The sequence below is a fragment of the Mycobacterium asiaticum genome, assembly GCF_001673365.1.
Taxonomy (GTDB): domain Bacteria; phylum Actinomycetota; class Actinomycetes; order Mycobacteriales; family Mycobacteriaceae; genus Mycobacterium; species Mycobacterium asiaticum_A.
In genome coordinates, this window is record NZ_LZLS01000132.1 from 47,534 (window position 1) to 68,298 (window position 20,765).

Consider the following 20,765-nt stretch of genomic DNA (forward strand, 5'->3'; position numbering starts at 1 on the left):
GGAGTTCCGCATTCGGGTTCGGCGCCGCACTGTCCGGCAGGGTGCTCATGCGGATTTCACAATGCAGAAGGTTTGCGCATTCACTCCGCTCGCCGACCTTTCATCTTTGACTTCGTCGTTCACGATGATCCGACAGCCGACCTGGTCGGTATTGACCTGCGCAATCACGTTGACGCTCACCGACGGCAAGGTGGTGACGACAGAAAGGGTCCAGGGCAACGGCACGTGGCTGGCCTTCTGGGGCTGGGCATTGATGTCGAGGTAGTTGATGTCGGCCACGCTTCCCGGCGGCCCGTACACCTCGTAGACCACTTTTTTGGGATTGAACGGCTTGATGTCGTCGGCGCCTCCACTGGTGATGCCGCGGTTGTCGTGCTCGCCGAAAACCGTGCGCAGACGAAGCACGCAAAACGCCGCGACCGCGATCACGAGCGCTATCACCAGGACGATCCAGCCTCGCTTCACCGCGTTGGCAGGCGAAAACTTTGCCACCCGATCACCTTTCGCTTGCTAAGGGCGCGATCGCCGTTCCCCACTGCGGGAGAAGAAGTCGTCCGCAACACAGACACCAGGCAATGCTTTGCTGCACTAAGCATTCAAGACGCACCGGTAACGTGACGCAAGTTACGATCCGGTGCCGTTCACTGCGGGGCGCTCGCCGTGGCGTCATGGCGACCCCGAAATCAGACCGAGACAGGTGGCGGTCAACAGCCGGGTGAGCGCGGAGGCGAAGTCCAGATTCCACTCCGGCGGTAACACTTCCGGTTCCTCGGCGTAGGCATCGGTGAGCCGCTCCGGGGGGTTGGCGATCTGCCACAGCGTGGCGGCCAGCGAGTACGACGCCAGCAGCATGTCGAATGCACCGGACCGTCCCAGTACCGGTAAGGCGCGTTCGACCGCCTCGGTGAGCGCGAGTACCGCCGCGGTGCTCGTCCGCTTGACTTCTACCACCCGGTCGACGTCGACTTCGTGCTCGAGATGCAGGTGCAGGTTGGCCAGCAGATCACAGAACAACGGGTCGGCCGCCAGTCCGTTGGCCAATGTCTCGGCCACTCTGGCCGGTGACATCGGACCGGGCTCGTCCAACTGCCTGCATACGGTGTCCGACCAACGCTCCCATCCTTCGGCCGACAGGTGCAGTAGCACCTCCTTATGGGAGGTGAAGTAGCGGCGAACCGCCGAGTAGTGGATCCCGGCGCGGCTCGCGACCGCGGTCAAGGTCACCGAGGCGACACCGGTTTCCGACGCCAGGGACCGGGCAGCTTCCATGAGCGCTGCAGCACGCTGCCGCTTGTTCTCCTCGGTGCGGGCGCGCCGGAAGCTGAGTTGCGCCACCGGCGAAGGATAACGCACATGGCGTGATTTGTGGGCGCAAACGGATTGTTACGCACGTGATGGGCGTTACAATCATGTCCCGAATGGAAGGAGCCGGGGGTGCCGTGTCGCAACCGTGATTTACTTAGGTAAGCCTTGGTTGCGTTCCTGCCGTGCGCTGCCGCATCGCGCAGTGCGGCGATCTACCGATCGAACAATTTCCAGACGACTTCCGGGGGCGGGTAACGTCCGCTCCGAACGGACCAACCGGTTGAAAGGGTCCTGAAATTTTCAAGTTGCTGTCGCGGACGTGGATCCCACTCGTCGTGCTGGTCGTGTTGGCCACCGGCGCGTTCGTGGTCATCCGCGTCCACGGCTACTTCGGCTCGGAGAAGCGGGAGTCCTATGCGGACAGCAACCTGAAAAACCCTGACCCGTTCAACCCGAAGCGGATCGTCTACGAGGTGTTCGGGCCCCCTGGGACGGTGGCGAACATCAGCTATTTCGACGTCAATGCGGACCCGCAGCACGTCGACGGAGCAGTTCTACCCTGGTCGCTGCACATCAGCACCACGAAGGCGGCGATGGTGGGCAATCTGATGGCCCAGGGCGACAGCAATAGCATCGGGTGCCGGATCTTGATCGACGACGTGGTCAAGGCCGAGCGAATCTCCAACCAGGTCAACGCATTTACCTTCTGTCTGGTGAAATCCGCGTGAGCACCACCTATTACGGCGCACCCGCCGCCCCTGAAAGCCCCGAAAGCGCTGCAGGCCAAACCCACCGCCCGTTCATCCCGAGGATGATCCATGCGCTCGCCGTGCCGATCATCCTGTTCTGGCTGGTGGTCGTGGTGCTGCTCAGCGTGTTCGTCCCATCGCTGGAAATCGTGGGCCAGCAACGCGCGGTCTCATTGAGCCCGAAGGATGCACCGTCGTTTGTGGCGTTGCGGCACATCGGTAGCGCCTTCAAGGAGGGCGACACCGACAGTTTCGGGATGATCGTCCTGGAAAGCGACAAACAGCTCGGCGACGACGCACACCGGTACTACGACACCGTGATTCGCAAACTGCGCGAAGACAAGAAACACGTGCTGAGCATCCAGGACTTCTGGGGCGATCCACTGACCGCCGCGGGTGCGCAGAGCAACGACGCCAAGGCGGTGACGGTCCAAGTCATCCTCGCCGGCAACCAGGGCGAGCAGCTGGCCAACGAATCCGTGGAAGCCGTGCGCGCAATCGTGGACAGCGTCCCGGCGCCCCCGGGCATCAAGGCTTATGTCACCGGGGCTTCGGCCCTGGCCGCCGACCTGCATAAGAGCGGCGACAGATCGATGGCCAAGATCACCATCACCACGGTCCTGGTGATTCTGATCATGCTGATGTTCATCTATCGGTCACCGTTCACCGTGATCCTGCTGCTGCTCACCGTCGGCATCGAATTGGCGGCGGCGCGAGGTGCCGTGGCGGTATTGGGGCACAACGACCTGATCGGACTTTCGACGTTCGCGGTCAGCCTGCTGACCTCGTTGGCGATCGCGGCCGGGACCGACTACGGAATTTTCATCATCGGCCGATATCAGGAGGCTCGGCAGGCCGGTGAGGACCGCGAGTCGGCGTTCTACACCATGTGGCACGGCACCGCCCACGTCATCCTGGGATCCGGTCTGACAATCGCGGGTGCGACGTTCTGCCTGAGCATGGCCCGGATGCCCTATTTCCAGACGCTGGGCATTCCCTGCGCGGTGGGCATGTTGGTCGCCGTAATCGTCGCGCTGACCCTGGGCCCCGCCGTCCTCGTGGTGGGCAGCCGGTTCGGGGTCTTCGACCCCAAACGCGTGCTGTCGGTGCGGGGTTGGCGACGGGTGGGCACCGCGGTGGTTCGCTGGCCGCTACCCATCCTGGCGGTCACCTTCGCGATCGCGCTGATCGGCCTGGTCACGCTGCCCGGCTATCGGCCCAGCTATGACGACCGCGCCTATCTGCCTTCCTTCATCCCCGCCAACCAGGGCTTCGAGGTCGCCGACCGGCACTTCTCCCAGGCTCGGATGAAGCCGGAAATTCTGATGATCGAGTCCGATCACGACATGCGCAATCCGGCCGACTTCCTGATACTGGACAAGCTGGCCAAAGGCATCTTCCGGGTGCCGGGGATTTCTCGCGTCCAGGCGATCACCAGGCCCGACGGAACGACGATGGACCACACCTCGATCCCGTTCCAGATGAGCATGCAAAACGCCGGTCAAATGCAAGCGCTGCGATATCAGCGTGAGCGGATGGACGACATGCTCAAGCAGGCCGACGAGATGACCAAGACGATCGGGCTGATGCAACAGATGTACGGCCTGATGACCAAACTTGTTGGGGTCACCCACAAGATGGTCGGCGACACCGAAGAGATGCAGGCGATCACCAACGAGTTGCGCGACAAGATCGCCAACTTCGACGACTTCTTCCGGCCGATTCGCGCCTACTTCTATTGGGAGAAGCACTGTTTCGATATTCCGGTCTGCTGGACCTTCCGGTCGCTGTTCGACGCCCTCGACGGTATCGACGCCATCGACGAGAAGCTGAACGTTCTGGTCGGTGACATCAAACAACTCGACGTGCTGATGCCGCAGATGATCGCGACGTTCCCGCCGATGATCGAAACCATGGTGAGCATGCGGACCATGATGCTGACGATGCACAGCACCATGTCCGGCATCTTCTCCCAAATGGACGAAATGAGCGACAACGCAACGGCAATGGGCCACGCGTTCGACGCCGCCAAGAACGACGACTCGTTCTATCTGCCGCCCGAGGTGTTCAAGAACGAGGACTTCAAGCGGGCGATGAAGAACTTCCTGTCCGAGGACGGGCGTGCGGCGCGGTTCATCATCCTGCACCGCGGCGACCCGGCCTCCCCCGAAGGAATCGCCAGCATCGACAAGATCCGTACCGCGGCAGAAGAATCCCTCAAGGGAACGCCGTTGGAGGACGCCAAGATCTACCTGGCTGGGACGGGCGCCGTCTTCAAGGACATCTCCGACGGCGCCAAATGGGATCTGGTGATCGCGGGCATCTCGTCGCTGTGCCTGATTTTCATCATCATGCTGATCCTGACGCGCGCTTTTGTGGCCGCCGCGGTCATCGTGGGGACGGTGGCGATTTCGCTGGGCGCCTCGTTCGGCCTCTCAGTGTTGGTGTGGCAGCACATCTTTGGCGTGCCCCTGCACTGGCTGGTGCTCGCGATGTCGGTCATCGTGCTGCTGGCGGTGGGATCTGACTACAACTTGCTGTTGGTGTCCCGCTTCAAACAGGAGATACACGCCGGCCTCAATACCGGGATCATCCGGTCGATGGGCGGGACCGGCAAAGTGGTGACCAATGCGGGCCTGGTGTTCGCCTTCACCATGGCGTCGATGATCATCGGCGACGCGCGGATGATCGGCCAGGTGGGTACCACCATCGGGTTGGGTCTGCTGTTCGACACGTTGATCGTGCGTGCGTTCATGACGCCGTCCATCGCCGCACTGCTCGGCCGGTGGTTCTGGTGGCCGATGCGGGTACGCACCCGTCCCGCCCGCAACCCGGCACTACCCCCCGAGCGACACCCCACCGATCGATCGCTGGCGCTGAGCGGCGAACGCTAGGCGCTCGCCTTGCGCCGAACTTGAAGCTGGCCGCCGTCCGAGCGGCGGGCCACTCCGAATAACAGGTATGCAGCAAAAGTCACAGACGTCGGGTAGCAGCGCTACGTCGAGATAAGTTGATGCAGCTAGGGTTTGACGAGGTGTTCGGAGTCGAGCGCAGGGGTGTGCGATGAGCGAAGCAGACATCCTGGCGGTGACGGGGGGCTCCCTTGCGGCGGTCGCCGCGGTCCATGCGGTCACGTTCGCAGTCGGCCGCAAGATCGGCCGCTATAACGTCGTCGACATTGCGTGGGGAGTCGGTTTCGTCGCCGTGGCAGCGGTATGCGCCCTGCTCGGCAACGGAGACGCGACCCGGCGCTGGGTGCTGTTGGCACTGGTATCGGTCTGGGGCCTGCGGCTGAGTCGGCACATCCACCGCAAGACGGCCGGTGCCGGCGAGGATCGCCGCTACGCCGATTTACTGCGCGGCGCCACAGTGGGCCAGGTGATACGCAAAGTCTTCCTGTTGCAGGGCTTCCTGACGATGTTCGTTTCCTTCCCGTTGCAGCTGTCGGCGGTCTCCGGCCCGACCCCGACACCGTTGCTTCCCGTCACTGCGCTGGGGCTGGCGGTCTGGCTGCTCGGTTTCATCTTCGAGGCGGTGGGCGACCAGCAGTTGCGGAAGTTCAAGTCCGATCCGTCCCATCGCGGGAGGATCATGGACCGCAGTCTGTGGGCCTGGACGCGCCACCCCAACTATTTCGGCGACGCCTGTGTGTGGTGGGGGTTGTGGCTGATCACCGTCACCGGGTGGGTGCCGCTGACCACGGTGGTCTCACCACTGGTGATGACCTACTTCCTGGTCGACGTCAGCGGAGCCCGGCTCACCGAGAAGTACCTGAAGAGCCGCCCGGGTTACGCTGAATACCAAAGGCGTACAGCATATTTCGTACCGCGTCCGCCTGGATCGGTACGTCGGTCATGACTGGCACGCAAGCTGACGTTAGGCTACCGATCGATGACCGGACCGTCGCAGCCCAGCGGCAACCTGGACGCATTGCTGCGCCGGGTCGCCCGCGGGGACAACGCCGCGTTCGCCGCGTTCTACGACCAGACGAAAACCCGCGTGTACGGACTGGTGACCAGGGTGCTGCGTGATGCCGGTTACAGCGAGGAAACCACCCAGGAGATCTACCTCGAGGTGTGGCGGACGGCATCGGAGTTCGATTCCGCCCGGGGTTCCGCGCAGGCTTGGCTGCTGACCATGGCGCACCGGCGTGCCATCGACCGGGTACGCAGCGAGCAGGCGGGTACTCAACGCGAATCACGTTATGGCATAGCTAATCTCGAGCCGGACGTCGACGTCGTCGCGGACTCGGCGATCATCGGCGACGAACGCCGCCGGGTACTGCGATGCTTGGAGGCACTGACCGACGCGCAGCGCCAGTGCATCGAAATGGCCTACTACGGCGGGCTCACGTATGCCGAAGTGTCACAGCGGTTGTCCGCCAACCTTTCCACGGTCAAGTCGCGCATGCGCGATGCGCTACGCGGCCTACGCAATTGCCTGGACGTGTCATGACCGAACCGACCGACTTCGAGCTGCTGGAACTGGCGACGCCATACGCGCTGCACGCCATGTCCGATGCGGAGCGCGCCGACGTTGACCGGCGGGTAGCGGCCGCTCCCGCGACGGTGGCCGCGGCCTTCACCGATGAAGTGCGCGCCGTCCGCGAGACGATGGCGGTGCTGGCCGCGGCGAACACAGCCGAACCGCCGGAGCACCTACGCGCGGCCGTGCTCGCTGACGCCGCCGACCAGGCGAGTCCGGGCCGTCGTCGTAAATCACCTTGGCGCACAACGGTATTGGCTGCCGCAGCGGCAGTTGCCATCGGGTTGGCGGGCTTCGGCCTGGGCGTGCTGGCTCGACCGCACACCACCCAAACGGTCGCCGAGCAGGTGATGTCCGCCCCGGATATGAGGTCGGTCAGCAGTTCCTTGGGCCCGGGCACGGCGACCGTGATGTTCTCACGCGACCGCAATGCCGGCGTGCTGGTGATGAATGATGTGCCGCCACCGTCGGCGGGCACCGTTTACCAGATGTGGCTGATCGGCGCCGACGGCCCCAAGTCCGCGGGGACCATGGGCCCAGGCGCAGTGCAGCCGACCACGATGGCGACGCTAAGCAACCTCGACACAGGCAGAATGCTGGCTTTCACGGTCGAACCGGGCGCCGGATCGCCACAGCCGACCACCCCGATCCTGGCTCAGCTGCCGCTCAGATAGCGCCCGAAATCGCTAGGCCGTCTTTTTCCTGAACAGGCTGCCCAGCATCGCGGCGAGCACACCGAGCACCACCACAGCCGCGCCCGCGATCAGCGTCACGTTCAGCCAGAGGTGCAAGTCGCCTTCGGCGTGCCCGACCATCGCGTCGGCAACCGTTCTGATGTCCCCGGTGGTGGCGTTGAGCGCATCACCTATCGCGCGCCCACCCACCTCGATCCCGACCCAGCCTGCCGCGCCAACGAGCAGCGCGGAAACGCCCAGCGCGGTCAGGGCGCGGCCGCGGCTGCGGGCCACGACCAGGGTCAGCACCGCGAAAACGCCGGTGAGAGCAACCGCGCCGGTGCTGACCCAGGGGTTCCATACCGCTGCACGATGCAATTGGCCTTGGCGCACTGACTGGCCCACCGACATCGTCAGCGGAACCTGCAGCGTCGCGGGCGGTTTGACGTGGTAGGTGTCCAGCAGCTGCTGGATCGAGGTGTCTTTGAGCATCGGAGCGAGGTCGACCACCCACTGCTCACCGTTCTGGCCCGATCGCGGCTCGCTGAACAACCAGGTATGGGCAGCCCGGTTCGCTTCGGCGAACAACGGCGGAAATGCCGAACTGGCCGTGAACGCTGCGGCCACGTCGTGGACCGTCGCGCTGTCGACCGCGGCACCGCGGCCATGCTCGTTGATGAGCGCCATCGCGCGGGTGGTGAGTTCGGCGGCCATCGCCGACTGCAACGCTGGGTCGTGGGCCGCTTGCTCGGCGAGCGCGGTGTAGCCGCCTTCGTCGACGACGTTGAGCTGCGCCCATGTCGCCGGGACGGCCACCGCCAGCGCCGCGGTGGCGATCAACCAGCACAGCACCGCGCCCAAAAATCGCACGCCTGAAACCTACTGTGCGATGCCTCGCAGGTAGGCGGCCTGGCCCAGGTGTTGCGCGCAGTCGTCGATGATGCTGACCAGCCGGGCACTGGCGGTCACGGGTGGCTCCCAGTTGGTGTCCACGATCCGAGCCAGTTCGCCAGCGGTCACGCCACCGACGTACTCCATCGTGAGCAAGTGGACCGCGTGGTAGTAGCCCAGCAGCAGGTCGACCGGTGCCCGCACTTTGGCTACCTCCTCGGGCCCATGACCGTAGCCTGTGTCGTCGGGCGGCAGGTCGAGACCGAACCGCTCCACCCAGCCGTCGCGGGTCCAGGCCTGTTCGATATCTGCGATGTGGGCGACTTGAATGTCCTGCACCCGCGCGCTGTGCCAGATCAACCACGCAATGCTGTTCGCATCGGCGGTTGGACGGTAATCGGCGATCTCGTCGGTGAGACCTTCGGTCAACTCGCCGACGTGATCGATCAGCCGGGTGAAAGCGTCGCGCAGCAACTCCCGGGCAGCAGCATCGGAATCTGTATCAGCCATACAACCGACCCTACGGACCCTACGGACCGTCTCCGTGCCAGACCGCTTCGACGTTGTTGCCGTCCGGGTCGCGGACGAAAGCGCCGAAGTAGCCGGGGTGGTATTCCGGCCACAGCCGCGGCGCATGCAGTGACTCGGCGCCCAGTTCCACCGCCGCGTCGTGAAATGCCCGCACCGCGGCCTCGTCGGCGGCTTGGAAGGCAATGTGAACTTCCCTGTTAGGACCCATCTGGGCGCCCTCGGCGATCCAGAAGTCTGGTTTGCCAGCTATGCCGTAGCCGATCGCCACCCCGTAATCCAGCTGCCTGGAGAAGCCCAGCACACCCAGCACGGTGTCGTAGAACTGCTGGGATTTGGGGTAGTCGGCGCAGTTGATGCCTATGTGGTCAATCACGGGTCGATCCTGGCACGACCCACCGACACGGTCGTAGATTAATTAGATGACCTATGACCTGCTCATCCGCAACGGCACCATCGTGGACGGCTCCGGAGGTGACCCGTACGTCGGCGACGTCGCGGTGCAAGACGGAGTCATAGCCGCCATCGAGCGACGGCCGGGCAGCGTCAGTGGCGGCGCGCGCCGGGAAATCGACGCGACCGGGCTACTGGTCACCCCCGGCTTCGTCGACCTGCACACCCACTACGACGGGCAGGCCATCTGGTCGGACCGGCTGACACCCTCGTCGGCGCACGGCGTCACCACCGTCGTGGTGGGCAACTGCGGCGTGGGCTTCGCGCCGTGCCGACAGCAGGACCACGATGTGCTCGTGGATGTGATGGCCGGGGTGGAGGACATCCCGGGCGTGGTCATGACCGACGGGCTGCCCTGGACATGGGAGACCTTCCCGGAGTTCATGGACACTTTGGAGGCCGGCCGGCGCGACATTGACGTCGCGGCCTACCTGCCGCACTCGCCGCTTCGGGTTTACGTGATGGGCCAGCGCGGCGCGGACCGTGAGGAAGCCACCGCCGAGGACCTGGCGAGGATGCGGGCACTGGCCAAGGAAGCGATCGAGATCGGGGCGCTGGGCTTCGCGTCGTCGCGGCTGACCATCCACAAGACCGAGAGCGGTGCTCCGATTCCGAGCTACGACGCCGCCCGGGAGGAAATCGAACAGATCGCCCGGGGCGTCGTCGACGGCGGCGGCGGGCTGCTGCAGTTTGTGCCCGACATCCCCTCCGGCGGCTACCAACCGGTGTTACAGACCGTGTTCGACGTCGCCGAGGACGTCGGGTTGCCGGTCACCTTCACCCTGATCGTCGGCAACACCGGGGACCCGTTCTGGCCCGACGCCATCACGATGGTCGAGAAGGCGAACGCCGCCGGCGGCGACATCACCGCGCAGCTGCTGCCCCGACCGATCGGCCTGATCATCGGCTTGCAGCTGTCGGCCAACCCGTTCGTGCTCTACCCCAGCTACCGGGAGATCGCGGAGCTGCCGCTGGCCGAGCGCGTCGCCGAGATGCGCAAACCCGAAGTCCGCGCCCGCATCCTGGCCGACAAGCCCGGCACCGGGCATCCGATCCTGTACGTGGCGCAGGCCTGGGATTGGATCTTCCCGCTAGGCGACAACCCCAACTACGAACCGGACCCAGCCGACAGCATCGGTGCCCGCGCCCGCGCTCGCGGGGTCGCTCCCATCGAGGAGGCGTACGACCGCCTGCTCGACGACGACGGCCGCGCCATGCTCTTGGTCGCCACCAGCAACCTGGAAAACAACTCGCTGGACACCGTTGGCAAACTATTGCACCGCGACGACGTGGTGCTCGGTTTGGGTGACGGCGGGGCGCACTACGGCATGATCTGCGACGCCAGCTACTCCACCTACTTCCTGGCGCACTGGGCGCGCGATCGCGCATCCGGTCGCTTCACCCCCGCCGAAGCCGTACGGGAACTGACCACCGTGCCGGCCCGGATCGCCGGACTGGCCGACCGTGGCCGCATCGCCGTCGGCTACAAGGCCGACCTCAACGTCATCGACCACGCGGCGCTGCGGCTACACAAACCGGTCATCACGCACGATCTGCCGGCAGGTGGCCGACGGCTGGACCAGACGGCCGAGGGCTACGTCGCGACAGTTGTATCCGGCGAGGTAATCGCCGAGAATGGGGTTCCTACTGACGCCCGTCCGGGCAAGCTCATCCGGGGCCGTCAGCCCGCACCTGTAACGGTCTGACGGGTTTATCCGATACGCCCACGGTAACCGGCCATGCCGGGTAAGTTTGGGTGGTGACAAGCCCGCATTTCGCGTGGTTGCCGCCAGAAATTAACTCGGCACTGATGTTCGCCGGTCCCGGCGCGGGACCGCTACTTGCTGCTGCCGCGGCATGGGGCGGTCTGGCCGAGGACCTGGCCTCGTCGGTGGCGTCGTTCGGATCTGTAGTACAAGAACTGACCACCGGTTCCTGGTTGGGTGCGTCGTCGACGGCGATGATGTCCGTCGCCACCCAATACATGGCGTGGCTCAGCGCCGCGGCGGTCCAGGCCGACCAGGCGGCCGCACAGGCCACCGCCACGGCGGGCGCATTCGAGACGGCGGTGGCTGCCACCGTGCAACCCGCGGTGGTGGCGGCTAACCGCGGACTGGTGCAAATGTTGGCGTCCACCAACTTCTTCGGCATGAACTGGCCGGCGATCATGGACACCGAATCCGCCTACGAGCAAATGTGGGCGCTGGACGTGGCCGCCATGGCGAACTATCACTTCGACGCGTCGGCGGCGGCCGCCCAGCTGGCCCCCTGGCAACAAGTGCTGCGCAACCTCGGCATCGACATCGGCAAGAACGGGCAAATTAACTTCGGCTTCGGCAACACCGGCAGCGGCAACTTCGGCAACAACAACGTCGGCAACTGGAACGTGGGCAGCGGCAACAGCGGCAGCGGCAACGTCGGCGCCGGGAACACCGGCAGCGGCAACCTCGGTCTCGGCAACACCGGCAGCAACAACCTGGGCTTGGGGAACCTCGGCAGCAACAACCTCGGCATCGGCAACACCGGTAACGACGCCTTCGGCTTCGGGCTCACCGGCGACCGTCAATTCGGCTTTGGCGGGTTCAACTCCGGCAGCGGCAACACCGGCTTCGGCAACTCGGGCACCGGTAACAGCGGCTTCTTCAACTCCGGCAACGGGAACATGGGCCTGGGCAACTCTGGCTCGCTCAACAACGGTCTGGCCAATTCGGGCATCAACTCCGGCTTCGGCAACTCGATGAGCTACATGGGTTCGGGACTGCAAGGCACCGCCGCGGGAACGACCGGTCTGGACGCGGGATTGGCCACTTCGGCCCACTACGCATCCGGCGGCCTGAGCACCGCGGCATTGAGTTCTGGCCTGCTTGGCTCGGCTCTGGCCAACACCGGTGGCCTGCACACCGGGCTGGCCGGCGCGTTGAATTCGGGCCTGAGCAACGCGCCCGTCGTCGCCCCGGCCAGCGCCCCGGCCGTCGCCGTCGACTCCGGCGGCCCGAGTTCGGTCGCCGCCAACTCGACCAGCAGCCCGGCCGCCAACGCGGGCCTTAGGACGTCTCCCGGCACCCCGGTCACCGGTTTCATCAACCCGAGCACCAGCGATCCGGGAATCCGAACCACCCTTGGACGTGAGCCGGGCATCGGTAACCCGAACCTGCCGAACTCGAACATCCCGAAGTCGAGCTTCTACCCGCAGATCGACCGCGACACCGGCGACCAGAGCCGCATCATCCAGTTCCCGATCCGGCCGGAGTAGCACGGCGCCTATCCTCGGTTCATGGCTGCAAAGACCCGCAAAGCCGTCGACTTCCAGCGTCTGGCCGAAGCCTTGCCGAGCTATCCGTTCGCCTATCTGATCACCGTCGACGACGACTATCGCGCCCACACCGTGACCGTCGAACCGGAGTTGAGCGGCACCCGGCTCGAGGTGGGGTTGATCGGCGGCGGTACCCGCACCAACCTCGCGCAGCGCGCCGACGTCACCCTGGTCTGGCCACCGTCCGAGGTCGGCGGCTACTCGTTGATCGTCGACGGCCGCGCTGAGGTCGCCGACGCGGGTGCCGACACCGTGCGCTGTGCGGTGGTACCCACCCGCGCCCTGCTGCACCGCAATGCCGACTCGCCATCGGCGGCCAGCGGCTGCCTGCACGATTGCGTGGTGTTTTCGGTGCCGAGCGACACGCAGTGACCCGCGTCGAACCCCTCGCGCCGCCGTGGAGCGAGGAAGATGCCGCCGGCATCAACAGCTGGGGTCACCCCGACCGCACCTACGAGCCGCTGCTTCTGGTGCGCTGCCTGCAACGCCATCCGGCACTGGCCACCCGACTGCGCAAGCTCGGCGAATCCCTCTATGTCTCGGCGCTGTTGCCGCCCCGGACCCGCACGGTCGCGATCCTGCGCATCTGCGCACTACTGGGCTGCCGATACGAGTGGGGCGGTCAGGCGGCGTTCTGGGGTCCCATCGCCGGCGTCAGCGACGACGAGTGCGATGCGCTGGTCACCGGAGGCAGTGATGCCGCGGCCGACGCCCGGTGGAGTCCCGCGGAGCGGGCGCTGATCTCAGCAGTGGACGAACTCGAGCGCACCGGCTCATGGACCGACGAAACCTGGGCGGCCCTCGGCCGCGACCTCGACGACGAGCAGCGGATCGAACTGCTGACCGCGGTGGGGTGGTATCGCACGATCTGCACCCTGTGCAACGCGCTCAGCCTTCCCATCGAAGGCTGGATGCGGCGCTGGCCCGAATCAACTCCGTGACCGGTCGCGTTTGAGGGCCGGATGCTGCTTAGTCAGCAGCGGCAGCAGCAGCCGTCGCGGGGTGAGCTGGAACAGCCGTGCGCTGAGCAGGCTGGGCAGGCCGGGGATCACCGTGCCGCCGTCGCCCTCGAGCGCATCGACTCCGACCCGTGCCACCTCCCGCGCGGGTTTCCACATGAACTTCGGGAAGGCGTTGGCGAAGGTTCGCTCGTCCATCCCCGCCGTCTGCAGGAAGGCGGTGCGCACGGGTCCCGGGCACAACAGGGCGACGGTGACGCCGGTGCCGGAAAGTTCAGCGCGCAATCCTTCGGTATAGGAATGCACGAACGCCTTGCTGGCGGCGTAGCCGACCTGTCCCGGAAACGGGTGGAACCCCGCGGTGGATCCGACGTTGAGGATCGCTCCGCGGTTGCGCGGCACCATCTGCCCCACCGCTCGGGTCGTCAGATCGATGACGGCCTCGACATTGACCCGCACCTGAGCGACCTCTGCGTCGACCGTCGTCTTGGTTACCGACCCCAAGGTGCCGATGCCGGCGTTGTTGACCAGGACGTCGACAATCAGCCCGCGGCGTTCGACCTCGTCGAAGAGTTCCCCGCGCGCCGTCGCGTCGGCGACATCGCAGCCGATCACCTCGACGCGGACCCGGTCAGCGAGTTCGTCGGCCAACTCACGCAAACGGTCTTCGCGGCGGGCGACAAGCGTGAGTCCGTGGCCGCGCTCGGCTAGCTCGCGGGCGATGTCGGCGCCGATCCCCGACGATGCGCCGGTCACCACGGCGGTACTGGTAGCTGAGGGAGTCGGGAGTGCCACGGGTAAGAACCTAGGCGATGGTTCAATGGTTTCGATGGCTGACGGGAAGAGCGCCCGGCCGGCGGGACGTCCGCGGGATTCCTCGATCGATCAGCGGGTGTTGACAGTGACCCGAGAATTGCTGGTCGAGATGGGCTGGAACGCCCTCAGTATGCGCTCGATCGCCGCCCGCTCCGGTGTCAGCCGATCCAGTCTGGACCGCCGCTGGCCCTCGAAGGCAGAGCTTGTGTTGCACGCCATACTCGGTGCCACACCGGATCTGGCGCCGTTCGCGGGTACCGACCGGCTCGGCTGGGTCGACTGGGTGGTGCGTGGCAGCCGGCAACTGTTCGCCCGGCCCGAAGTCAAGGCCGCGATACCCGGCCTGTTGGTGGCGATGGCCGAAAACGACGAGTTGCGCAACCGGATCTGGGCCGGCTTCAGCGGACCCGCGGTGGCGCTGTTCACTCCGGACGATGCGACCCAGACCGCCGACGCTGCCTCCGACGCTGCTGACGAGCTGGCCTCCGACGCGCGGGCGATCATGGCGATGGCAGCCGGCGCCGCCCTGTTCCTGACCACCATCGCGGTCGAGGACGACACCGAGGCGCTACACGCTCGAATCGCTCGTATCCTCACCGACGCGGTCTCGCGAGAATGAGGCGACGATCGCTTCGACCGGTGAGCGCCAGGTCAAGCCGAAATCACGCAAGGTGCGCGAATCGTCGGTTGGAGTCGCCGCAGTCAACAACAGCGCCGCCTCATAGCTCAGTCCGTCGCCCAGCGGCACCAACCCCGACAGCGCATCTCCGACACGGCTGATACCGCGAAATACGCTCGGGTGCAATGGGATTCGAGTAAACCGGCGGCCAGTGCCGCGCTCCAGCGCGGCGATCATCCCGTCGAAGGTGACCAGCTCGCCGCCGCACACGTAGCGTCGCGGGCCCCGGCCCGGCACCATGAGGGCCGCGTGCACGTCGGCGACGTCGCGGACGTCGATCATCTGCATACCGCCACGCAACCTCGGAGCTGCCCCGAACCGCACGATCGGCGCCCATCCGCGCTCGGTGACACCGGGGGCGGTGTGGAACGCGGGCCCCACCACGCTGGACGGATAGGTGACCACGACGGGCGCGCCCTCGCTCTGTAAGCGGCGTGCCACCCGGTCGGCGTATCCCTTTGTCTGCGCATACGCGCTGCGGCCAACGGCGGTCGGGGTGTCGGGCCCGATGATTCCGTCGGGCGCGGGGAAAAGGGCGCTGTAGCTGCTGACCAGGACGACCGGATCCAAACCCGTCTGCACCGCGTGGGTGAGCAGCGATTCCGTGGCGTAGGCGTTGACTTCCCACATCAACGCATCGCGGCGGCTGTCCGTCCCGACCACGCCTGCGGCATGCAGAACCGCATCGCAGCCGTCCAGAAATTCCCGGACGGTGCGCGCCTGCCGGATGTCGCCCGGGCGCACTTCGACATCTCCGACTGCGGCAAGTTCATCTATTACCGGAGCACCTTCGGCACCCCGTTCGACCAGTAGCCGAATCCGGTGATCTTGCAAAACACCGTTGCGCAGCAGTGCCCGCACGCAGTGCGCGCCGACGTATCCGGTTCCACCTGTGACGCCGATCAACATGGTGGTATATTACGACGCCAATGGCATCGAAATCTAGTACCAGCGCGCAGCGGCCGTCGCCGTCGGCCTTCACGCCCATGGCGCTGGGGCCCGTGCGGTTGAAAAACCGATTCATCAAAGCAGCAACCTTCGAAGGGATGATGCCGCGCGGCGAGGCGACCGACGAACTGATCGATTTCCACACCGAGGTGGCACGCGGCGGCGCGGCAATGACGACGGTCGCCTACTGCGCCATATCACCGGGTGGCCGAGTGCACCGCGACACCATGGTGCTCGACAGCCGACGGGCCGCGGCACTGCGCCGGCTGACCGATGCCGTGCACGCGCACGACGCGCTGGTCTGCGCTCAGATCGGACATGCGGGCCTGGTCGCCAACACCCGTTCCAACCGCACCTCCACCCTTAGTCCGTCCACCCGTCTCAGTGCTCCGGCAATGGGGTTGGTCCGTGCCGTCACCACCGCGCAACTCCAAGCGGTCATCGATGACTTCGGCGTCGCCGCACGCCATGCCGTCGATGCCGGATTCGATGCCGTCGAATTGCATATGGGGCACGGCTACCTGCTCAGCTCGTTTTTCAGCCCGAACATCAACAAGCGCACCGACCAGTTTGGTGGTGACACGGTACGCCGCGCCGAATTGGCCCGCCGCGTCGCCGAGCGGGTACGCCAAGAGGTCGGCAATGCCGTCGCCGTCACCGCGAAGTTCAATATGGACGACGGTGTTCGCGGCGGGTTCTGGCTTACCGACAGCCTCCCCACCGCGCGGTTGCTCGAATCCGACGGGCACCTCGACGCACTACAACTCACCGGCGGCAGTTCACTGCTCAATCCGATGTACTACTTCCGCGGCGAGGTGCCGATGGCAGAGTTCATCGCCGCCCAGCCTCGGCTGGTCGGGCTCGGCTTACGGATCATCGGGCGGCGGATGTTCCGCACGTACCCGTTCGAAGAGGCATTCTTCTTGCCGTTGGCCCGTCAATTCCGCGACGCGTTGACGATGCCGCTGATCCTCCTCGGCGGAGTGAACACCATGCAGACGGTCGACACCGCGTTGGCCGAAGGATTCGAATTCGTCGGCATGGCCCGCGCCCTGCTACGCGACCCCGACCTGATCAACAAATTCCAGGCGGGCACCGCGGCCGAGGGGCTGTGCGTGCACTGCACCAAATGCATGGCAACCATCTACGACGGAACTCATTGCGTGCTGCGCCGCGAACCTTGCTGATTACGCTGTAGTCAATCAAAGGAGCGGCGCGTGATCACTTTGGACCGCTTGGTAAACGTACTGGGCAGTTACGGAGTTCGCCTGCGGTGGGCGTCGGTTCCGAGATCCACCGAACTACGCAGCGTCGTCATCCACGAAGCCACCCCCAATGGCCCGGTGGCCGGCGATGTTCTGCTTGCCGTCGGCGCCGGCTCGCTGGCCGAGGCACTGGAGTGGGCCGCGACGGCGCGGGCCGTGGTGGTGTTGATGCGCGAGGGCCGCGGCGACCGTGCGGATCCGGCAATGCTCGACGGTGACGCCGAAGCCGGCGCGGTGATGTTGGTCGACGAGGCGCTGTCGTGGAGCGAGTTGGCTGCTGTGGTCTACGGACTGGTGCTGGAGGGCCGCGAAACCGAGTCTGGTCGAGGCCCCACCGATCTATTCGCGCTTACCGACAGCCTGGCGGATGCGATCGGCAGTGCGGTGGTCATCCATGACCGGTTGATGCGAGTGCTGGCGTACTCGCGGCTGCAGCTGCACGCCGATCCCGCTCGGGTGCAGACAATCCTGGCCCGCCAGACCCCCGAACCCCTGCAGGCTTTTTTCGAAGCCGACGGCGTTTTCACCCACCTGGCGGTCTCCGACGAGCCGCTGTTCATCCCCGAGGCGGCCGAACACGGATTCACCGGCCGCATGGTGGTGGCGGTGCGCTCCGGCCGGGAACTCATGGGATCGGTCTGGGTGGCGTGTCATGCCCCGCTGGACGGCGCCGAACGCGCCGCCCTGGCCGACGGCGCGCAAACCGTGGCCCTGCATCTGCTGCGGTCACGCGCCAGTGCGGACCTCGAGCGTCAGGTCGAATCCGAGCTGGTGATCCGGTTGATGGAAAGCACCGCCGACGCCGCCACGGTCACCAGCAGACTGGGTCTGCCACCGGGCCCGTTACGGCTGATCGCGCTGCAAGCATCCATCGGCGGGGAGCGCGATGCCGCGTTGCTGCTGGCGTTCGAGCGTGCCACGGCCGGCTTCGGGTGGTCACGGCCCGGGCGAAGCGCCCTGGTCGGCAGCACCGTCTACACGCTGTTGCCGGGCGGTGAGGCGACTGCGGCCCGTCAGTGGGTGACCGGCCTGCGAGCCGCACTGCCCGACGGGGCGATGGTGCTAGCCGGCATCAGCGGGGCAGCCGAGCTGTCCGACCTCGCCGCCGCCCGCCAAGAGGCCGACGAGTGCCTGGCGCTGCACAAAATGTCCACCGACGCCCCGCCACCCGTGTACGACGAATCCTGGGATGACATCCTGCTGCAGCGGTTACGCGGCGCGTCTCGAGCGGGACGATTTCCCGACCGCGGACCCGTCGCCGAACTGCGTCGCCACGACAACGCCAACGGGACCGACTACCTGGCGACATTGCGTGCCTGGCTGGCTGCCCAGGGGGATCCCGCGGAAGCCGGCGAACGGCTGGGAGTGCATGAGAATACGGTTCGCTACCGGATGCGCAAGATGGCCGAGATCACCAACCTCGCGCTGGACGACGCCAACAAGCGCCTCGCGATGATGATCCAGCTGGCGGCAACCGACACCGACTGAGAATCGGTCGCTGTCGAAACGCGACAACGGGCAGCGGCGCGGTTGTACGACTTCGGCAAAGGTGGGGGCGGGTTTACCGGCAATTCTGGAGGTAGCTAAAAAGCCGCCACTCGTGCGGCCCACCGACAGGAGCCCCGATGACCCCGCAAGCCGATTCGCGACGGCGGGACCCAGCGGTCAGCGCCGAGCTGGAAACCTTCAGCCTGAACCCGCCGCGCTGGTTGTCCACGCTGTTCGGACGCAATGCGCTGATCCGTCGGAGCGACCGAATCGAAGCACTGGCGCTGGCGCTGGCCGTCGTGGTCGTGCTGTTGGCCATACCAGTCGCCGGCGCCGCCGGCACGATGATCTACGACTCGCGCAGCCTCGCTCACGCCGAGCGGGCTCAGAGTCTGACCACGGTCACCGCAACTGTGGTCGACGCCCCGGCTCGCAGCGATCTCACCAGGGTCCACGCGCGTTGGGTTGCCGGCGGGACCGAGCACACCGAAGTGATCCGGGCAGCCTCGGCACCGAAACCCGGCGAGTCGGTCGAGGTCGTGGTGAACCAGGACGGTACTTACGCCGGCCCGCCGCGTGTGTCCCCAGCGCGCGAGGCGGCGTTCATGGCACTTGCGATCTGGTTGAACGTGGCGGTGGTCGCCGGGCTGGCGTTCGTCGGCGTTCGGAAGCTGGTGGATCGATCCCGTAATGCCGACTGGCACCCGGAGCTGGTGCACGTGGCCAGCAAGGGCAGTGGGCAGGACAGCGACCATGTCAGCCGATCCTGACGCATCGCAGACGCGTGCCGGAAAGGACCGCAAAAGCGTTGTCGGATGACGACAATGACCCGCGGCACCGTTGTTCGGTTGTGGCAAGCACCGCGATGCCTGGGTCCGTCACGCTGGAGTTAGCAGCCAACAACTGCTGATGGACCACCGGTCGAAACTTCCAAACTCTGCCCTCGCGAGGGTCACCCAGTCGTCAGGGGCGGTCGCTGTTGACCAGCCCGCCCCTGGCGGCAATCTCCCCGAAAGAAAGGACACCGCAATGAGTGTCAGACAGATGACGGGTCTTCCCGCCGAAAGCGGCATGGTTGTGACCATCCGCTACGACGCTACCGGCGATACCGAAACCTTCTTGCTCGGAAGACGTTTCGCGAAAGAGACCAATTTGCCGGTGTACTCGATGTTGTCGCCTTTAGGTCACGCGATCGTCGGAGCACGTCCCGGTGAGCAGCGAATTTATACGCGTCCCCAAGAGTCACGTCCCGTATTCGTGACTGTCCTGTCGGCTGTGCCTTTCCAAAAGCACACTGCATCAAAGGAGTTGGCATGACCAGTGCGCAACGAGTGTGGATCTCCCGGCAGGCCCACGAACGGCTGCAGCGGGAACTAGCGACCCTTCGCGGGTTGTGTCACGCCGCGGCCACCGAGGGTGGCACGGGCGCAGGCACCGAGGAGGACCAGCAGAAGTGGCAGGAACGAATTCAACAGATTCACGACCTGCTGGTCGATGTCACCGTGGGCCAGGACCCACCCGATGACGGAATCGCCGAGCCCGGAATGGTTTTGACCATCCGGTACCACGACACCGGGGCCGTCGAAACGTTTCTGCTCGGTGTGCGCAGCGCCGAACACGGCGACATCGAGGTCTACTCGATTCAGTCACCGTTGGGCGCGGCGCTGGCCGGTGCCCGCCCCGGCGAGCGGCGAACCTACTCCCTGCCCAACGGAAAGCCACTGACGGTCACTTTGCTCAACGCGGTGCCGTACGCAATGCACGACGAATCAACCAGTGAGAAGGAGTTGGTGAAATGACGACCCGACAGCGCCGTCGTGTCGCGACGGTACTCGGAAGCATAATTGCTGCTGCGGCAATGGTTTTCGCGCCCATGCAGGTGGCCAACGCGCAGACTCCAAGGACGGCTGATCCGCCGAACCTGCCACCGCTGATCACCTACTACGGCGCAATCGCGATGGGTGAGGACGGCTCCAAAGGCACCTCACGTCGCCACCTGTCCAAACTGGGAGCACAGCAAGCAGCCATGGAACGGTGCGGCCACGACACGTGCAAGATCGTCAGCACCTTCACCCGCTGCGGCGCCGTCGCCCACCAAGGCACGACTTACCACGGCGGCATCGGTCTGAACCGCGGTATGGCCGAACAACATGCCATGTCCCAACTGGGCGGTGGGCAGATTGTCCACTGGGCCTGCAACTAGGCCACCTGT

General features: G+C 65.6%; 23 protein-coding genes. 16 read left to right on the forward strand and 7 right to left on the reverse strand.

Annotation, left to right across the window (positions count from 1 at the left end):
* Positions 1 to 45: 45 nt before the first annotated feature.
* The gene (locus A5634_RS14205) at positions 46 to 465 is read right to left on the reverse strand and encodes an MmpS family transport accessory protein (RefSeq protein WP_065144729.1); all 420 of its coding nucleotides are present in this window, start codon (positions 463 to 465) and stop codon (positions 46 to 48) included.
* A 201-nt stretch (positions 466 to 666) separates the two neighbouring features.
* On the reverse strand, positions 667 to 1,353 hold the full coding sequence (locus A5634_RS14210; RefSeq protein ID WP_065144677.1) for a TetR family transcriptional regulator: 687 nt from the start codon (positions 1,351 to 1,353) through the stop codon (positions 667 to 669).
* A gap of 257 nt (positions 1,354 to 1,610) precedes the next feature.
* Here A5634_RS14210 and A5634_RS14215 point away from each other — a divergent pair, with 257 nt between their 5' ends.
* The 5 genes from A5634_RS14215 (at position 1,611) to A5634_RS14235 (ending at position 7,213) form a co-directional block, all read left to right on the forward strand.
* Positions 1,611 to 2,033 (forward strand): MmpS family protein, encoded by a 423-nt coding sequence (locus tag A5634_RS14215; protein WP_065144678.1) that lies wholly within the window; start codon positions 1,611 to 1,613, stop codon positions 2,031 to 2,033.
* Positions 2,034 to 2,116: 83 nt separating this feature from the next.
* On the forward strand, positions 2,117 to 4,948 hold the full coding sequence (locus A5634_RS14220) for an RND family transporter (RefSeq protein WP_065144730.1): 2,832 nt from the start codon (positions 2,117 to 2,119) through the stop codon (positions 4,946 to 4,948).
* Positions 4,949 to 5,117: 169 nt separating this feature from the next.
* Positions 5,118 to 5,912 (forward strand): DUF1295 domain-containing protein, encoded by a 795-nt coding sequence (locus A5634_RS14225; protein WP_065144679.1) that lies wholly within the window; start codon positions 5,118 to 5,120, stop codon positions 5,910 to 5,912.
* Positions 5,913 to 5,945: 33 nt separating this feature from the next.
* On the forward strand, positions 5,946 to 6,509 hold the full coding sequence (locus A5634_RS14230) for a sigma-70 family RNA polymerase sigma factor (RefSeq protein WP_065144680.1): 564 nt from the start codon (positions 5,946 to 5,948) through the stop codon (positions 6,507 to 6,509).
* Positions 6,506 to 7,213, forward strand: coding sequence for an anti-sigma factor (locus A5634_RS14235; protein ID WP_065144681.1), 708 nt, complete (start codon positions 6,506 to 6,508; stop codon positions 7,211 to 7,213). The genes A5634_RS14230 and A5634_RS14235 overlap by 4 nt, the downstream gene beginning before the upstream one ends.
* Positions 7,214 to 7,225: 12 nt before the next feature.
* On the opposite strand, the gene A5634_RS14240 is transcribed toward A5634_RS14235, so the two are convergent.
* The 3 genes from A5634_RS14240 to A5634_RS14250 are packed head-to-tail and all read right to left on the reverse strand — an operon-like array spanning position 7,226 to position 9,008.
* The gene (locus A5634_RS14240) at positions 7,226 to 8,083 is read right to left on the reverse strand and encodes a hypothetical protein (RefSeq protein ID WP_065144682.1); all 858 of its coding nucleotides are present in this window, start codon (positions 8,081 to 8,083) and stop codon (positions 7,226 to 7,228) included.
* A gap of 9 nt (positions 8,084 to 8,092) precedes the next feature.
* Positions 8,093 to 8,614 (reverse strand): mycothiol transferase, encoded by a 522-nt coding sequence (locus tag A5634_RS14245; protein ID WP_065144683.1) that lies wholly within the window; start codon positions 8,612 to 8,614, stop codon positions 8,093 to 8,095.
* 19 nt (positions 8,615 to 8,633) lie between these two features.
* Positions 8,634 to 9,008 (reverse strand): VOC family protein, encoded by a 375-nt coding sequence (locus A5634_RS14250; protein ID WP_065144684.1) that lies wholly within the window; start codon positions 9,006 to 9,008, stop codon positions 8,634 to 8,636.
* A gap of 46 nt (positions 9,009 to 9,054) precedes the next feature.
* Between A5634_RS14250 and A5634_RS14255 the strand changes: the two genes are divergently transcribed.
* From A5634_RS14255 to A5634_RS14270, 4 genes are read left to right on the forward strand one after another with little or no spacing between them, the layout of a single operon-like run.
* Positions 9,055 to 10,791 (forward strand): N-acyl-D-amino-acid deacylase family protein, encoded by a 1,737-nt coding sequence (locus A5634_RS14255; protein ID WP_065144685.1) that lies wholly within the window; start codon positions 9,055 to 9,057, stop codon positions 10,789 to 10,791.
* Positions 10,792 to 10,844: 53 nt separating this feature from the next.
* Positions 10,845 to 12,338 (forward strand): PPE family protein, encoded by a 1,494-nt coding sequence (locus A5634_RS14260; protein WP_065144686.1) that lies wholly within the window; start codon positions 10,845 to 10,847, stop codon positions 12,336 to 12,338.
* Positions 12,339 to 12,359: 21 nt separating this feature from the next.
* Positions 12,360 to 12,770 (forward strand): hypothetical protein, encoded by a 411-nt coding sequence (locus A5634_RS14265; RefSeq protein ID WP_065144687.1) that lies wholly within the window; start codon positions 12,360 to 12,362, stop codon positions 12,768 to 12,770.
* Positions 12,767 to 13,339 carry a carboxymuconolactone decarboxylase family protein gene (locus A5634_RS14270; protein ID WP_065144688.1) on the forward strand — a complete coding sequence of 191 codons (573 nt, stop codon included), beginning with the start codon at positions 12,767 to 12,769 and terminating at the stop codon, positions 13,337 to 13,339. The genes A5634_RS14265 and A5634_RS14270 overlap by 4 nt, the downstream gene beginning before the upstream one ends.
* Here the strand turns inward: A5634_RS14270 and A5634_RS14275 are convergent.
* On the reverse strand, positions 13,328 to 14,152 hold the full coding sequence (locus A5634_RS14275) for an SDR family NAD(P)-dependent oxidoreductase (RefSeq protein WP_065144689.1): 825 nt from the start codon (positions 14,150 to 14,152) through the stop codon (positions 13,328 to 13,330). The two genes, A5634_RS14270 and A5634_RS14275, sit on opposite strands and share 12 nt — an antisense overlap.
* 34 nt (positions 14,153 to 14,186) lie before the next feature.
* Between A5634_RS14275 and A5634_RS14280 the strand changes: the two genes are divergently transcribed.
* Positions 14,187 to 14,792, forward strand: a complete 606-nt coding sequence (locus A5634_RS14280) for a TetR/AcrR family transcriptional regulator (protein ID WP_065144731.1) — start codon at positions 14,187 to 14,189, stop codon at positions 14,790 to 14,792.
* Here the strand turns inward: A5634_RS14280 and A5634_RS14285 are convergent.
* Positions 14,742 to 15,761 (reverse strand): NAD-dependent epimerase/dehydratase family protein, encoded by a 1,020-nt coding sequence (locus A5634_RS14285; protein WP_065144690.1) that lies wholly within the window; start codon positions 15,759 to 15,761, stop codon positions 14,742 to 14,744. The two genes, A5634_RS14280 and A5634_RS14285, sit on opposite strands and share 51 nt — an antisense overlap.
* Before the next feature lie 20 nt (positions 15,762 to 15,781).
* Here A5634_RS14285 and A5634_RS14290 point away from each other — a divergent pair, with 20 nt between their 5' ends.
* The 6 genes from A5634_RS14290 (at position 15,782) to A5634_RS14310 (ending at position 20,756) form a co-directional block, all read left to right on the forward strand.
* Positions 15,782 to 16,987 (forward strand): NADH:flavin oxidoreductase, encoded by a 1,206-nt coding sequence (locus tag A5634_RS14290; RefSeq protein WP_065144691.1) that lies wholly within the window; start codon positions 15,782 to 15,784, stop codon positions 16,985 to 16,987.
* A 30-nt stretch (positions 16,988 to 17,017) separates the two neighbouring features.
* Positions 17,018 to 18,553 (forward strand): PucR family transcriptional regulator, encoded by a 1,536-nt coding sequence (locus tag A5634_RS14295; RefSeq protein WP_065144692.1) that lies wholly within the window; start codon positions 17,018 to 17,020, stop codon positions 18,551 to 18,553.
* Positions 18,554 to 18,690: 137 nt separating this feature from the next.
* Positions 18,691 to 19,323, forward strand: coding sequence for an Rv1733c family protein (locus tag A5634_RS14300; RefSeq protein ID WP_081290420.1), 633 nt, complete (start codon positions 18,691 to 18,693; stop codon positions 19,321 to 19,323).
* Positions 19,324 to 19,582: 259 nt separating this feature from the next.
* Entirely contained in the window at positions 19,583 to 19,870 is a 288-nt protein-coding gene (locus A5634_RS29450; protein WP_367593459.1) for a GreA/GreB family elongation factor, read from the forward strand.
* The gene (locus A5634_RS14305) at positions 19,867 to 20,352 is read left to right on the forward strand and encodes a GreA/GreB family elongation factor (protein ID WP_065144693.1); all 486 of its coding nucleotides are present in this window, start codon (positions 19,867 to 19,869) and stop codon (positions 20,350 to 20,352) included. The genes A5634_RS29450 and A5634_RS14305 overlap by 4 nt, the downstream gene beginning before the upstream one ends.
* Positions 20,349 to 20,756 carry a DUF4189 domain-containing protein gene (locus A5634_RS14310; protein WP_065144694.1) on the forward strand — a complete coding sequence of 136 codons (408 nt, stop codon included), beginning with the start codon at positions 20,349 to 20,351 and terminating at the stop codon, positions 20,754 to 20,756. The genes A5634_RS14305 and A5634_RS14310 overlap by 4 nt, the downstream gene beginning before the upstream one ends.
* The last annotated feature ends 9 nt before the right edge of the window (positions 20,757 to 20,765 follow it).

Bases quoted from the DNA above. Each gene is read 5' to 3' on its own strand.
- A5634_RS14220 (WP_065144730.1), top strand. From the start codon at position 2,117: ATGATCCATGCGCTCGCCGTGCCGATCATCCTGTTCTGGCTGGTGGTC.
- A5634_RS14225 (WP_065144679.1), top strand. From the start codon at position 5,118: ATGAGCGAAGCAGACATCCTGGCGGTGACGGGGGGCTCCCTTGCGGCG.
- A5634_RS14230 (WP_065144680.1), top strand. From the start codon at position 5,946: ATGACCGGACCGTCGCAGCCCAGCGGCAACCTGGACGCATTGCTGCGC.
- A5634_RS14235 (WP_065144681.1), top strand. From the start codon at position 6,506: ATGACCGAACCGACCGACTTCGAGCTGCTGGAACTGGCGACGCCATAC.
- A5634_RS14245 (WP_065144683.1), bottom strand. From the start codon at position 8,614: ATGGCTGATACAGATTCCGATGCTGCTGCCCGGGAGTTGCTGCGCGAC.
- A5634_RS14255 (WP_065144685.1), top strand. From the start codon at position 9,055: ATGACCTATGACCTGCTCATCCGCAACGGCACCATCGTGGACGGCTCC.
- A5634_RS14265 (WP_065144687.1), top strand. From the start codon at position 12,360: ATGGCTGCAAAGACCCGCAAAGCCGTCGACTTCCAGCGTCTGGCCGAA.
- A5634_RS14280 (WP_065144731.1), top strand. From the start codon at position 14,187: ATGGCTGACGGGAAGAGCGCCCGGCCGGCGGGACGTCCGCGGGATTCC.
- A5634_RS14285 (WP_065144690.1), bottom strand. From the start codon at position 15,761: ATGTTGATCGGCGTCACAGGTGGAACCGGATACGTCGGCGCGCACTGC.
- A5634_RS14290 (WP_065144691.1), top strand. From the start codon at position 15,782: ATGGCATCGAAATCTAGTACCAGCGCGCAGCGGCCGTCGCCGTCGGCC.
- A5634_RS14300 (WP_081290420.1), top strand. From the start codon at position 18,691: ATGACCCCGCAAGCCGATTCGCGACGGCGGGACCCAGCGGTCAGCGCC.
- A5634_RS29450 (WP_367593459.1), top strand. From the start codon at position 19,583: ATGAGTGTCAGACAGATGACGGGTCTTCCCGCCGAAAGCGGCATGGTT.
- A5634_RS14305 (WP_065144693.1), top strand. From the start codon at position 19,867: ATGACCAGTGCGCAACGAGTGTGGATCTCCCGGCAGGCCCACGAACGG.
- A5634_RS14310 (WP_065144694.1), top strand. From the start codon at position 20,349: ATGACGACCCGACAGCGCCGTCGTGTCGCGACGGTACTCGGAAGCATA.